Source organism: Streptomyces sp. NPDC032091 (assembly GCF_055580265.1).
In genome coordinates, this window is record NZ_JBVILR010000018.1 from 79,864 (window position 1) to 92,585 (window position 12,722).

Below are 12,722 nucleotides of genomic sequence, written 5' to 3' on the forward strand. Positions count from 1 at the left end.
AGCCGCGGGTCAGTGGGACGGGGTGCGGGCGACCGCGCTCGCGTGGCCGGCGTCCGCCTCCAGGTCCAGGGTGCGGCCGGCCGCCGGATCGCGCAGGGCGTCCTCGGCCTCGCAACGGCCCGCGCCCGCCCGGCAGCTGACGCGGTACCGGGTGGCCGTGGGCAGGACGAGCGCCAGGCGGCCCGCGCCGACGTGTCCGGCGATCCGGTCCGGCGGCGCGGCGAAGGCGAGCTTCGCGGCCCCCGAGTCGGCGCGGACGTCGGCCTGCGGGACGGCGAGGCCGGAGGCGTCCAGGGTGCCCGAACCGACGCGGGCCCGCAGGGGGCCGCGCAGGTCGGCGAGGACCAGGGCGCCCGATCCCATCTCGGCGTCGACGGTGCCCGCGAGGCCGCTGACGGTGACCCGGCCGGAACCTCCGGAGACCCTGACCGGGATCCCGGCGGGGACGGTCACCGCGAGCCGGACCGAGCAGCCGGTGCCGCTGGTCACCCCCAGGGCCTCCCCGGGGCAGTGCGCGGTCAGTTTGAGGGTGTCGCCGAGCCAGCTCTCCTCGACGGTCGGCTCCCTGAAGGTCCAGCGCAGGTCGGCCCGGTAGCCGACCTGCTGGTCCCCGCGCGGGGTGACGGTCACGTCCGCCTCGCCGCCGGCGACCTCCAGCGCGGTCACGGCCCGCCCCGCGCTGCCCCCGGTGGCGACGCCGCTCCGGGCGCCGAGGTCCGCCCTCACCTGCCAGCCGGCCGCCGCCAGCACGAGGACGGCGCTCAGTGCCGCGGCCGTGTACCAGGCGAGGCGCTGTCCGCGCGGGGCCGCGCCGGCCGGGTCCGCGGGGCCGCTCACGAGGCGCCGTCCAGGAACCGCAGGACCGCGAGGACGCGCCGGTGGGCCTCGGTGGCCGGGGGCAGGTCGAGCTTGGCGAAGATGTTGTTGATGTGCTTGGCCACCGCGCTCTCGCTGACGACGAGTCCCTCCGCGATGCCCGCGTTGGAGCGGCCCTCGGCCATCAGGGCGAGGACCTCGCGCTCGCGCGGGGTGAGCCGCTCCAGCGGGTCCGGTCCACCGCGGCGCAGCAGCAGCTGGGCCACGACCTGCGGGTCGAGGGCGGTGCCGCCGGCGGCGACGCGGCGCAGGGCGTCGATGAACTCCTCGACGTCGGCGACGCGCTGCTTGAGCAGGTAGCCGATGCCCGCGCCGCTCTGGGAGGACAACAGGTCGGCGGCGTAGCGCTCCTCCACGTACTGGGAGAGCAGCAGGACGGCCGTGCCGGGGCTCTGACTGCGGATCATCAGGGCGGCCCGGACGCCCTCGTCGGTGAACCCGGGCGGCATGCGCACGTCGACCAGGGCGAGGTCGGGCCGGTGCTCCTCGACGGCGGCGAGCAGCCCCTCGGCGTCGCCGGTCTCGGCGGCCACCTCGAATCCGGCCATTTCGAGGACTTTGACAAGACCTATGCGCAGGAGGACGGAGTCCTCGGCGATCACAGCCCGCACGGCAGCTCCACGGTGACGACGGTCGGGCCCCCTCGGGGGCTGTTGATCAGGATGGTTCCGTCGACCGACCCTACGCGTTTGCGCAGGCCGGTCAGACCGGTGCCGCCGGCCGGGTCGGCGCCGCCCACCCCGTCGTCGGTGACGACGACGCGCAGCACCTCGCCGCGGCGGCCGCCCGGGACCCGGGCGACGGTGACCGAACAGCGGCGGGCGCGGGCGTGCTTGGCGACGTTGGCGAGGGCCTCGGAGACGACGAAGTAGGCGACGGCCTCGACGGTGGGGCCGGGCCGTTCGGCGAGGTCCACGGTGAGTTCGACGGGCAGCGGGGCGCGGGCGGCGATGCCGGAGAGGGCGGCGTCGAGGCCGCGGTCCTCCAGGACGGCCGGATGCAGGCCCCGGACCAGGTTGCCGAGTTCCTCGATGGCCTCCTTCGCCTCGCGGTGGGCCTCGTCGATAACGGCCTTGGCCTCGGGTGGGAGGCCGGTGAGGGTGGCGCGGGCGATGCCGAGGTTCATGGCAAGGGAGACGAGCCGCTGTTGGGCGCCGTCGTGGAGGTCGCGTTCGATGCGGCGGCGTTCGATGTCGGCGGCGTCCAGCACCCCGGCGCGGCTCTCGGCGAGGTCCTCGACGCGCCGTTCGAGCTCGCGGGCCCGGTTGGGGCCGAGGAGGGCGGCCGCGGCGAGGGCGTCGAGCCGGGTCAGGGCCGCGGCCATCCAGGGTGCGGCGAGCAGCGCGAGGACGCCGCCGGCGGTGAGGAGGTCGTACTCGCGGGTCCAGCCGAAGCCGGGGAGTCCGCCGTCGGAGGGCAGCAGCCAGACCCAGCCGTAGGCGGCGGCGCAGGCCAGACCGCCACCCCAGGTGAGCACGAGCGAGGCGGCGCCGAGGGCGGCGAGCGGGCTGACGACGAGGTGGTAGGTGTACTGGCGCCGGGTGGCCTCGGAGCGCAGCCGCTCGGCCAGGCCGCGGGCGGTCCGCCAGGGGTGCGTGTGGAGCACGGGCGGCACGTCGAGTCCGAGCAGCACCCGGAAGCGGCTGCGCTGGAGCGTCGTCAGCAGCGGGGAGAGCGCCAGGCACAGCAGGAGCGGGAGGGCGGTGCGGCCGGGGGCGGCCACGGTCAGCAGGAGGAGCCCGGTGGCGACCGGGAGCGCGGGCGGGATCGCCGCGACGCTGAAGGCCGTGTGGCGCCAGGCCCAGGCCGACCACGGGGCGTGCGCCGCGATCCAGGTGTACGAACGCTTCAGGGCGCCCCAAGTTGCCATACCCGTACGGTAATCGCACAGGTCAGGGTGGCCGCCACCCCCCTGGTGCCCGGTGGGGGGGTGTACCTGGCACCACCCCCGGTTCGGATCGTGGGGCTACTGATCATGGCGGCGTCGGCGGACAGAGTGGTGGTGTGCCCGGCGGACGGACCGCCGGCCCGGAAGGAGACCCGCAGTCATGGCCCTCGCCGCCCCGCAGTTCCAGGCCCACCGCCCCGCCGCCGCCCTGCGCACGCCGGCCGGCCGGCTGCGGGCCGGGTGGGCGGGCCGGGGGCTGCCCCGCCTCGCGACGGTGTTCACCGGGTGCGGGCTGGCGCTGCTGCCGTGGATGGTGGTGCTGGCGAAGACGATGCCGCGGACCGCCGAGGTGTCGAACTGGTCCGCCGCCTGGATAGGCCTCGACGCGATGCTCGCGGCCGGGCTGACGGGGACGGGGCTGCTGCTGCGGGCCGGCGATCCGCGGGTCGCGCCGGTGGCGGCGGCGACGGCGGCGCTGCTGGCGATGGACGCCTGGTTCGACGTCACCACCTCGCTCGGGACCGGAGAGCAGGGTCTGGCGCTGCTGCTGGCGGCCGGGGCGGAGCTGCCGCTGGCGGTGGCCTGCGCGGTGGTGGCCGCGCGGCGCACCGCCTGAGCGGCGGGACGTCCGAGGGCTACTCGATGACGAGCTCGACGGGGATGTTGCCGCGGGTGGCCTTGGAGTACGGGCACACCTCGTGGGCCTGCTTGACGAGCAGGGCGCCGGTCTCCCCCTCCAGGGACTCGGGCAGCTCGATGCGCAGGGTCACGGCGAGGCCGAAGCCGCTCGCGTCCTGGCCGATCGAGGCCTCGGCGGTGACGGAGATGTCGCCGGTGTCCACCTTGGCCTGGCGGCCGACCAGGCCCAGCGCGCTGGCGAAGCAGGCGGCGTAGCCGGCGGCGAAGAGCTGCTCGGGGTTGGTGCCCTGGCCGTTGCCACCGAGGGCCGGGGGCATGGCGAGCGCGAGGTCGATCTGGCCGTCGGAGCTGACGGCGCGGCCCTCGCGGCCGTTGGCGGTGGCGACGGCGGTGTACAGCGCGTCCATCGGAGGTCCTTTCGCAGGGGCGGGGCGGCCGGTGGGGCCGGCCCTCGACCACAAATAGAGCACACAATTCAGTTGTGCACAACTCAATCGCTCGCAAGAAGGCTCGGGTAGACTGGGCACCATGACCGAGCAGCCCCCGACCGAGCCGGGCGACACCCTCCGCGACCAGGACTTCCTGCGCCTCGACGGGCAGATCTGCTTCGCCCTGGGCGCCGCGAACCGCGCCTTCGGCGGTCTCTACCGGGTCATCCTCAAGGACCTGGAGCTGACCTACCCCCAGTACCTGGTGATGCTGGTGCTCTGGGAGCACGGGACGATGCCGGTCAAGGAGCTGGGACGGCACCTGCGGCTGGACTCGGGCACCCTCTCCCCGCTGCTCAAGCGACTGGAGGCGGCCGGCCTGATCCGCCGCGAGCGCAGCACCGAGGACGAGCGCTCCGTGCACGCGGTGCTCACGCGGGAGGGCGCCGCCCTGCGGGAGCGGGCGGTGGAGGTGCCCCGCCGGATCGCGCGGGCCACCGGCTTCGAGCTGGCCGAGATCCGCGAGCTCCAGGAGCGCCTGGGCCGCCTGACGGCCGCCCTGGACGCGGCCGTGGACTCCGTCGGACAGGACCTCGCGCAGGACGCCGCGCGGGGCTGACCGAAGCCCGGCCCGCGCCGGGCCGGGGCGGTGTTTTCACGCCTCCGGGCGGCGCTCCATGGCCGGGCGCAGGCGTTCCAGCAGGGCGTAGAGGGCCGCACCCTCCGCCTCGTCCAGCGTGTCGAGCGCCCCGTGCGTGGCCTGCATCTCCTCGCGCACGCGGCGCATCGTCTCGCGGCCCTCGTCGGTCGCCACGACGTTCTTGACGCGCCGGTCCCGCGGCTCGGGCTCGCGCCGCACCAGTCCGCGCGCCTCCAGCCGGTCCACGATCCCGGTGACGTTCGAGGCGTCACAGGCCAGCAGGGAGGCCAGGCCGCGCATCGGCACCGGGCCCTCCAGCTGGGCCAGGACCTTGGCCTGGGTGGAGGTCAGGCCGTACCGGGCCGCCGCGGCGGCGAAGTCCCGCCACTGGGCGGTGCCGATCGCGGCCAGCAGCTCCAGCAGTTGGAGCTTGGCGGGGCGGTGTGGGGCGGTGGTGCTCATGGCTCGGACCCTACTGGAGGATCGTTGACATTATCAACCTTTTACTTGACCACCTTAAGTATCTCTGGCTACCTTCGTCGAAGTACTTGATGACATGAAACATCTGCGTCCTCAAACACTCGACGCAGGACTCCGAAGCACTGAGAAGGTCCCCGCAGCCATGAGCTCCGCCGCATCCGCCCCCGCAGAAGGCAGGAACGGGAACGAGACGGTCATCGTCTTCGCCCTGAGCCTCGCCGCCATGGTCGTGTCGATGATGCAGACCCTGCCCGTACCGATCCTGGGCCTGATCCGCAACGACCTCGGCACCTCCACCGCCAACGTCAGCTGGGTGACCACCGCCACCCTGCTGTCCGCCGCCGTCTTCACCCCGCTGCTCGGCCGCTTCGGCGACCAGCACGGCAAGAAGCCCACCCTGGTGGCCGTCCTCGGCGTCATGGTCGCCGGTTCCGTGGTCGCGGCGCTCGCGAGCTCGCTGCCTCTGCTCATCCTGGGCCGGGTGCTCCAGGGCTCCGCCACCGCCATCTTCCCGCTGGCCCTCTCCGTCCTGCGCGAGGAGGTCCGCCCGCAGAAGCTCCCCGGGGCGATGGCGCTGGTCAGCGGCACCCTCGCGTTCGGCAGCGGCCTGGCGCTGGTCGCCACCGGCCTGCTGACCTCCGGTGAGGGCGCCGACTACCGCAACGCCTTCTGGATGGCCACCGGCTTCGCCACGCTGGCCCTGCTGGCCGTCGCCTTCCTGGTTCCGGCGACCCGCCACAAGACCGGCGGCCGCACCGACTTCCTCGGCGCCCTGACCCTGGGCATCGCCCTGCTGCTGCTCCTGCTGCCCATCTCCCAGGGCCACGAGTGGGGCTGGTCCTCCGCCCGCACCCTGGGCAGCTTCGCCGGCGCCGCCGTCATGACGGCCGTCTGGGTCCTGGTCGAGCGCAAGGTCGCCGAGCCGCTGGTCGACATGAAGATGTTCGTGCACCGCCCGGTCCTGATGGCCAACCTGGCCGGCATCCTCGTCGGGTTCGGCATGTTCGCCAACTTCCTGGGCGTCTCCTACCTCGTCCAGATGCCGCAGAAGCTCACCGGCTACGGCTTCGACGCCACCATCCTGCGCGCCTCGGTCCAGTTCCTGCTGCCCGGCGCCATCGTCTCCCTGCTCGCCTCCCCCGTCGGCGGCCAGCTGGTGCGCCACCGCGGACCCCGCCTGGCCCTGGCCGTCGCCGCCGCGCTCGGCGCCGCCGGCTTCGGCTGGCTCGCCCTGGACCACGGCCACACCGCCTCCGTCATCGGCGCGGGCGTCGTCGTCGGCGCGGCCGTCAGCTTCGGCTACGCGGCCATGCCCGCCGTGATCATGTCCAGCGTCCCGCACCACCAGAGCGGCATCGCCAACGGCATCAACTCGATCTCCCGCTCCACCGGCAGCGCGATCGGCAGCGCCATCGTCACCACGATCCTGGCGTCCAAGACGATCGAGCACCTCCCCCAGGGCGTTCCGCCCCTGCCGGCCGAGTCCGGATTCACCCTCACCTTCTGGATCGGCGCCGCCGCGTTCGCGCTGGTGGCCCTGATCAGCTGGCTGGGACTGCGTTCCGGCCACGGCCCGCGCGTCGTGCAGGCCGTGGCCGCGAACGTCACCGCGGAGCAGGCCCCGGAGACCGTCTCCGCCCGCTGATCCCCGTACGCGACCGCGTACACCCCCACACCGCTGCCCCCGGTCCCACGACCGGGGGCAGCGCTGTTCTCCGGTGCCGGACGCACCCGCCACGGGCGTTGTCAGTGGTGATCGCTAGTCTCCCGACATACCGCAGCCCAGCAGGCGTTGAGGCCTTCCTTTGGGCTGCGCAAGACGGTTTTCGGACAGGCGGAGGGGCACGGCTGATGGCTTGGCTGGCGGTGGACGAGGGGTACGAGGTCTCCCTCGTGGAGGGGCGGGTGGCCGTACGGCGGCCCTCGGGGCGGCAGTTGAAGGCGGTACCCAAGGCACTGCGCGACCATCCCGAGGTGGACCGGCTGCGCCGGCTCGCCGAGTGGCTCGACCGGCACGAGGCGGCCTGCGCGGCCCAGGTGGACGGCTGGATGGTCTCCTCGCTGCCGGTGCCGACCGCCCTGCTGGCCCGGGTCTGGCGCGACGAGGCCTGGCAGGCCGCCCTGCGCGACCTGGCGGTCGTCGGCGACGGCGACCCGGACGAGGTGGGCTTCCTGCGCGACGCCACCGACGCGGGCGAGCTCAAGGTGGTCAACCTCGACGGCGAGACCGTACGCCTCTCCCCGCGCACGGTGACCCTGCCGCACCCGGTACTCCTGCCCGACCTGGACGACGTACGCGAGTTCGCGGCCGAGCTGGACATCACCCAGCGCGTGGAGCAGATCCACCGGGCGACCTGGACGAAGCCCGCGGACCTCAAGGAGGCCGCCACCGAGGTCCGGGACTACGCCGGCGGGAAGTTCCCCTCCCGGTTCAGCCTCGCGGCCCGCGCCACCGGCCTCGGCCACCGGGTCTCCGGCGGCTACGCCACCTGCAAGGTGCGCGACGGCGGCCGGGCCGTGGAGGCGGCCGTGTGGATCGGCGAGCCCTACTGGGAGGACGAGTCGGAGACCGGCGCCCTGAGCTGGCACGACGAGGAGGGCCGGGCCGTGCGGCTCGGCGAGGTCGGACCGGTGGCCTGGTCCGAGGGGATGCGGATGGCCGCGGCGCTGTACGCCGGGCGCAAGATCGAGGAGGGCGGGGACGCATGAGCACGGACACCACGGGAACCCGGGCCGGTACGGACACCGGCGCGGACACGGCTGCCGGGACGGCCGCCGCCGAACTGCTCGCCGCCGGCGCCGTCCTGCCCGAGGACACCGCGGACGCGGGCCCCGGCGCCGTCCCGCTGACCGCCCGGACGTACCGCCACCCCGCGCTCGGGGACGGGCGGGTCGTCGTCCGGCTCGCCGCGGCCGAGCTGGGCGCCGCCGAGGACCTCGCCGCGGGCTTCCTGGGCCTCGTCCCGGACGGCGAGCCCGCCGTCGTCGGCCTCGGCCGCCGGCAGGCGCTCGGCTTCCCCGAGTGGGTGCTCGTGCACCACCCCGACGACGGCCACCACGCCCTCGCCCTCGTGCCGGAGCTGGACCGGCTGGCCCGGCAGGCCAAGACCAAGCCCAAGGCCGCCCTCGACGCCTGCACCGAGATCTGCGAACGTCTCGCCGCCTCCCTCCCGCACTTCCTGCCCGTCTTCCAGGAACAGGCCGCCCGCGTCTTCCTCGCCGTCGAGAACACCACGTACGCCGCCCAGCTGTTCGGCCGGGCGCGCGCCGCCGAGGCCCGCTACGGCCTGGCGGTCGACGAGGACCGTCTCGACGCCGTCTTCCTGGAGTTCGCCCTGGCCGGCGCCCTGCCGGTGAAGGTGCTCACCGGCTACGCCAAGGACCTCGCCCAGCGGGTCTCCCCCGCCGAGGCCTTCACCCGCTTCCGCCGCCTGTGCGTACGCCGCACCGCGGGCGGGCTCCCGCCGTCCGCGCAGGCCACGACCGAGCTGCGCCGCCTCGCCCGGGCCGCCGGGCTGACCGGTGGCGTGCCCGAACAGGACTACCTGGCCGAGCTGCTGCCGCTGCCCGCCACCCTGCGGGCCGCGGCCGGCTGGTGGAAGTCCCACCGCGCCGCGCTCATCGCGCTGGCCCGGCGGGTGCCGTCCGTGCGGGGCACCCTGCTCGGCATGGTGCCGGGCGGCACCGGCGAGGCGGGCGAGCTGGCCGCGATGTGGCTGGAGGTGCTGGAGGAGTCCGGCGCCACCGCCGGACTGGCCGACGACGCCGTGCCCGAAGAGCAGCGTTCCCCCGACGGCACCGCCGGCTGGCTGGAGCGCTTCCACACCGCCCGGTACGCCGGCTGGGGCAGCCCGCCCCCCGTGCCGGCGCTGCTCGCCCTCGTCGAACGCTGCGCCGGCAGGCTGCGCGCCGAACTCGCCCTGCCCGGCCGGGAACAGGGTCTGCGACTCGGTCTCCAGGACGTCAACCTGCTCGACCTGCTGCTCTCCCTCGGGCTGCCCGTGGCCGGCCCCGGGGAGGACTCCGGGGCCTTCCTGGGCCTGGAGGAGTGGAACCGCTCCCCGGAACCCCGCGACCTGCGGGCCCTGTGCGCCGACGCGCGGCTGCGCCCCGCCTTCTTCCGCACCCTCAACCGGTTCAACGGCCACATGGCGGGGGGCCGCGAGACCGTGCGGCGGCTCGCCGTGACCCCCGGCAGCGGCCCGCTGATCGCCGAGTGGGTGCGCGAGGTGGCCGCCGAGTCCACCGCGTCGGCGCTGCCCGACCTGCCCGAGGCGATCCGCCGGCTGACCTGGCTGCCCTCCGAGGCCCTGGCGCTGGCCCCCGAGGAGGTGGCCGAGGCCGCCGGCGCCGACCTGGCCGAGGTCCTCGCCCGCACCCTGCGCGGCGGCCTGTTCGAGGAACTGGAGTGGCCCGCCTGGGAGAGCGCCGTCCGCGAGCTGACGCCCGGCCGCGGGCGCGGCAACCTGACCGTGATGGACGCCTGGCCGTACGTCATCGTCGCCAACGCCACACAGGTGCGGGTCATCGATGCCGACTCCACCGTCCTCACCCACGACCTGCGGGCGCCGTCCGTGAACGGGCGGCAGCTCGGCTTCCACTACACCGACGGCGACCTGCTCGTCTTCTGGGCCTCCTACAACGGCCCCGTCGAGGGCTACTGGCTGAGCGACCCCGACCGCGTCCTGACCCTGGACTCCTCGGCCACCTACTGGTCGGTCCGCTCCGGGCACGTCGGCCTGCCGCTGCCCGGCGGCGGCCGCACCACCGGCGCCGGCGTGCTGCACCGCGGCGACAGCCTCGTCCCGGCCGAGCGGCCGGTCGTCTCCGACGGGACCTCGTACTGGGTGTGGGACGGCGACCGCGACTCCGGCGGCCCGGGCTGGACCGAGTACGACCCGGCCACCGGGGCCACCGGACGGCGTTCGGCGCCCCGCTTCCTCGCCGAGGCCCTGGAGGGCCACCCCGGCGGCAGCACCCTGCCCGACAACGTCGGCCAGAACTGGCTGCGGCCCGCGCCCGCCGTCGAGGGCTCGGTGCTGGGCAGGCCCGCGGACGGCCTGCTGGGCTGGCGCGCCGTGCGCGTGCCCGGCCGGGGCTGGCACGGCTCCGACACGGCCGGCGGCCGGGTCCGCGTCCCCGAAGGCGGCGCCAGGCCGGACGCGGCGGTCCGGCTGCCCGGCGACGACCGGCCGCGCGCCCTGACGAGCGACTGGCGCACCCTGTCCCTCAGCGACCCCGAGGGGGCCGTCACCGCCCGGACCACCGCCGCGCACCACGGCGCCCCGCACGCCGCCGGCCACGCGGAACTCCCGCCGCTCGCCTACTGGTACTGCCTGCGGCCCCGCGACCCCGAGGGCTCGGCGGCGCTGCGCGCGCTGGACGCCCCGGCGGCCGGGGCGCTGCTGAAGGCGGCCGCCGAGGCGGAGCGGCGCGAGGAGCTGCCCGCGCTGGTCCGCGAGGCCCTGCCCGCGATCGGCTCCCCCGTCCTGGTCGGCGGGGTGGTCGACGTGCTCCGCTCCGCGCTGGTCCAGCGCAAGGCCCTGGCGGGGGTCGCGGAGTCCCTCGCCGGCCGCCCGGCGGCCCGGCCGAAGCCGGCCGGCGAGCGGGGGCCCGCCGACCAGCTGCTCGACGCGGCCCTGCACGGGCTGACGGGCACGCCCTACCACCGCTCCTACGGCGGCCAGACCGACGCGGCGTTCGCACTGGTGCGGGCGCTCGGCGCGGCCGCGGCCGACACCGCCGCCGAGGCGGTGGCGGGGCGGGTGCACGTGGACGTGCCGAAGCTGGCCGAGTCCTCGTTCCCCTGGGCGGGACTGTTCCTGGAGGCGCCCGCCGCGGTCGCGTACCGCGCGGCCGTCACCGGCGCCGCCGGCACCACCGACGAGCAGCGGACCGCCCTGTGCCGGATGCTGGCCGAGGTGGACGCCCTGGGCCTGGCCTCGGCCGGGACCTCCGCGGCCCGCTGGCGGCGCCTGACGGTGCGGATCGACACCGCCCACCTGCTGGGCGCCGACGGGCGGGAGCGGGGCCGGGGCAGCCGGCACCGGGCGGTGCTCCCCCTCGGCGGCGGGGCGCTGCTCGCGCTGAACGAGCAGACCGCGGAGTACCCGCGGGGGCGGCAGTTCGACGCGCTGCTCCACGACCCGGCGGGCGCCTTCGCGGTGCCCGCGCCCTACACCGGCGCCGGTGAGGCGGTGACGGTCGGCGACCGGGAGCGCGGGGCCGGCTGGCTGACCGGGTTCCTGGAGCAGGCCGCCGAGCGCGGCCCGGCACCGTGGTTCCCGGCGGCGGCCGAGGAGTTCGGCCGGCTGACCGGGGTGTCGGCCGCCGTGGCCGCGCTGGTGGTCGCGGGCCTGCCGTACCTGGAGACGTACGAGCGCGGGTTCCTGCCCGCCGACGCGCGCAAGCTGCTCGGGGTCAAGGCCACCGAGGCCGCGCACGCCCGCAACGACCTGCGGGAACTGTCCCCGCAGGTGCGCCGCGAGCTGGTCGCGGCGCTGCTGCCCGCCGACCCGGCGCGCCTGTGGACCGACGGCCCGGACGCGGAGGCCGCCGCGCGGGTGTGGAACCGGCGCGCGGGCCGCCGTACGCCGGTGCCGGAGTGGCTGCTCGCCGAGGCCGGCAAGGAGGTCCGCGGGGCCTGGCCGGCGCACCGCGCCCTGCCGGCACTGCTGGACGCGGCGGCCTCGCCGGAGCTGTCCGCCGACACGGCGTGGGCCGTCAAGGGGGACCGCGCGGAGCCGGTGGTCCCGGGCGGGCGCCCCTTCGACGCGGGCGTGCTCACCTCCGCGGTGGGCTTCGCGGCCTGGCTCGCGCACCGGCTGCCCGCCGGGCACCCCGTACGGTCCTGCCTGCCGCCGGTGCTGACGGCGGTGCGGCAGCGGCTGGCCTCGCCGGAACTGCTGCTGAGCGTGGGGCACTACGTGGACCTCGCCGGCTTCCGCAAGGCCGCCGGCACCCCGACCGAGACGGCCGAGGGCTACGAGCGGTACGGCGCGGTGGTCCTGGCCACCCAAGACGGCCGCCCGCTCGCGGCGCTGCGCACCGCGCTGCTGGACTCGACCGGGTCCGACCCCTACCTGCCGCTGCTGCGCGGCACCGAACAGCTGCCCTCCGCGACGGAGACGGCGCTGCGCCTGGCCCACGACCCGGGCTTCGCCGCGCTGCTCGCCGACCCCGGGGCGCCGGTGGCGGGCGAGGCCGACGGGGAGGGCGCGTGGTGGCCGCAGGACGCGGGCCGCAGCGTGCCGGAGCTGGTGGCGGAGGTGTCCGCGGCGTGCGGGCTCGGCGTGGACGCGGCCGTCCTGTACCTGGCGCTGCTCGCGATGCCCGACCCGACGGACCGCAACACGGCGCGCTGGACGGGCTGGAAGCCGGCCCGGCTGAAGGCCGCCCGCGCGGAGCTGGCCGCCACCGACCTGGTGGTGTCGGCCACCCGGGCCCGGGCCGGGCGCTCCCTGTTCCTGCCCGGCCCGTGGGCCGAGCCGCAGGCGCCCGCGCTGCCCGTCGAGCAGTGGAAGCTGCCGATGTACGCGCTCGCCCCCGGCGGCCGGCCGGTGCTGGGCGCGCTGGTACCCGCCGAGCCGGCGGCGGAGCTGTACCGCCGGGCGTGGGCGCGGGTCCGCGAGGGCGACGTACCGCGCTTCGAGGAGCTCAAGGTCAAGCGCGCCGCCGGCCGGCGGCGCTGAACCCCGCCGGGTGACCGGCTCCGACGGGGCGCGGCCCTCCCGGGCCGCGCCCCCGCCCCCCTTCTCCATCTCCCTCCGGA

Annotated in this window: 10 protein-coding genes; 5 read left to right on the forward strand and 5 right to left on the reverse strand. The window is 76.1% G+C overall.

Annotated elements, in window-relative coordinates; translation table 11 throughout:
- Window positions 1–9: 9 nt before the first annotated feature.
- The 3 genes from ACZ5NJ_RS26430 to ACZ5NJ_RS26440 are packed head-to-tail and all read right to left on the reverse strand — an operon-like array spanning window position 10 to window position 2,746.
- Window positions 10–837, reverse strand: a complete 828-nt coding sequence (locus ACZ5NJ_RS26430; RefSeq protein ID WP_468767759.1) for a DUF4097 family beta strand repeat-containing protein — start codon at window positions 835–837, stop codon at window positions 10–12.
- Complete coding sequence (locus ACZ5NJ_RS26435; RefSeq protein ID WP_468767761.1) at window positions 834–1,487, reverse strand: response regulator transcription factor; 654 nt, start codon at window positions 1,485–1,487, stop codon at window positions 834–836. The genes ACZ5NJ_RS26430 and ACZ5NJ_RS26435 overlap by 4 nt, the downstream gene beginning before the upstream one ends.
- Window positions 1,475–2,746 carry a sensor histidine kinase gene (locus ACZ5NJ_RS26440; protein WP_468767763.1) on the reverse strand — a complete coding sequence of 424 codons (1,272 nt, stop codon included), beginning with the start codon at window positions 2,744–2,746 and terminating at the stop codon, window positions 1,475–1,477. The genes ACZ5NJ_RS26435 and ACZ5NJ_RS26440 overlap by 13 nt, the downstream gene beginning before the upstream one ends.
- Window positions 2,747–2,924: 178 nt before the next feature.
- On the opposite strand from ACZ5NJ_RS26440, the gene ACZ5NJ_RS26445 reads away from it, so the two are divergent.
- On the forward strand, window positions 2,925–3,380 hold the full coding sequence (locus ACZ5NJ_RS26445; RefSeq protein WP_468767765.1) for a hypothetical protein: 456 nt from the start codon (window positions 2,925–2,927) through the stop codon (window positions 3,378–3,380).
- Between the two features lie 19 nt (window positions 3,381–3,399).
- Here the strand turns inward: ACZ5NJ_RS26445 and ACZ5NJ_RS26450 are convergent, their stop codons facing one another.
- Entirely contained in the window at window positions 3,400–3,810 is a 411-nt protein-coding gene (locus tag ACZ5NJ_RS26450; RefSeq protein WP_468767766.1) for an organic hydroperoxide resistance protein, read from the reverse strand.
- A gap of 121 nt (window positions 3,811–3,931) precedes the next feature.
- On the opposite strand from ACZ5NJ_RS26450, the gene ACZ5NJ_RS26455 reads away from it, so the two are divergent.
- A complete protein-coding gene (locus tag ACZ5NJ_RS26455; RefSeq protein ID WP_468767768.1) occupies window positions 3,932–4,450 on the forward strand; it encodes a MarR family winged helix-turn-helix transcriptional regulator in 519 nt (172 codons plus the stop codon).
- Window positions 4,451–4,486: 36 nt separating this feature from the next.
- On the opposite strand, the gene ACZ5NJ_RS26460 is transcribed toward ACZ5NJ_RS26455, so the two are convergent.
- Window positions 4,487–4,933, reverse strand: a complete 447-nt coding sequence (locus ACZ5NJ_RS26460) for a MarR family winged helix-turn-helix transcriptional regulator (RefSeq protein WP_468767770.1) — start codon at window positions 4,931–4,933, stop codon at window positions 4,487–4,489.
- Window positions 4,934–5,093: 160 nt separating this feature from the next.
- On the opposite strand from ACZ5NJ_RS26460, the gene ACZ5NJ_RS26465 reads away from it, so the two are divergent.
- The 3 genes from ACZ5NJ_RS26465 (at window position 5,094) to ACZ5NJ_RS26475 (ending at window position 12,642) form a co-directional block, all read left to right on the forward strand.
- Window positions 5,094–6,596: an MFS transporter gene (locus ACZ5NJ_RS26465; protein ID WP_468767772.1), complete on the forward strand. Its 1,503-nt coding sequence runs from the start codon at window positions 5,094–5,096 to the stop codon at window positions 6,594–6,596.
- Window positions 6,597–6,802: 206 nt separating this feature from the next.
- Window positions 6,803–7,660 carry a DUF4132 domain-containing protein gene (locus tag ACZ5NJ_RS26470; protein ID WP_468767773.1) on the forward strand — a complete coding sequence of 286 codons (858 nt, stop codon included), beginning with the start codon at window positions 6,803–6,805 and terminating at the stop codon, window positions 7,658–7,660.
- Entirely contained in the window at window positions 7,657–12,642 is a 4,986-nt protein-coding gene (locus tag ACZ5NJ_RS26475; protein WP_468767774.1) for a DNA-binding protein, read from the forward strand. The genes ACZ5NJ_RS26470 and ACZ5NJ_RS26475 overlap by 4 nt, the downstream gene beginning before the upstream one ends.
- Window positions 12,643–12,722 lie beyond the last annotated feature (80 nt).

What these genes read in the sequence shown, in the direction of transcription:
- ACZ5NJ_RS26470 (WP_468767773.1), top strand. Translation starts at nt 6,803, where the DNA reads ATGGCTTGGCTGGCGGTGGACGAGGGGTACGAGGTCTCCCTCGTGGAG.
- ACZ5NJ_RS26455 (WP_468767768.1), top strand. Translation starts at nt 3,932, where the DNA reads ATGACCGAGCAGCCCCCGACCGAGCCGGGCGACACCCTCCGCGACCAG.
- ACZ5NJ_RS26450 (WP_468767766.1), bottom strand. Translation starts at nt 3,810, where the DNA reads ATGGACGCGCTGTACACCGCCGTCGCCACCGCCAACGGCCGCGAGGGC.
- ACZ5NJ_RS26440 (WP_468767763.1), bottom strand. Translation starts at nt 2,746, where the DNA reads ATGGCAACTTGGGGCGCCCTGAAGCGTTCGTACACCTGGATCGCGGCG.
- ACZ5NJ_RS26445 (WP_468767765.1), top strand. Translation starts at nt 2,925, where the DNA reads ATGGCCCTCGCCGCCCCGCAGTTCCAGGCCCACCGCCCCGCCGCCGCC.
- ACZ5NJ_RS26475 (WP_468767774.1), top strand. Translation starts at nt 7,657, where the DNA reads ATGAGCACGGACACCACGGGAACCCGGGCCGGTACGGACACCGGCGCG.
- ACZ5NJ_RS26460 (WP_468767770.1), bottom strand. Translation starts at nt 4,933, where the DNA reads ATGAGCACCACCGCCCCACACCGCCCCGCCAAGCTCCAACTGCTGGAG.
- ACZ5NJ_RS26465 (WP_468767772.1), top strand. Translation starts at nt 5,094, where the DNA reads ATGAGCTCCGCCGCATCCGCCCCCGCAGAAGGCAGGAACGGGAACGAG.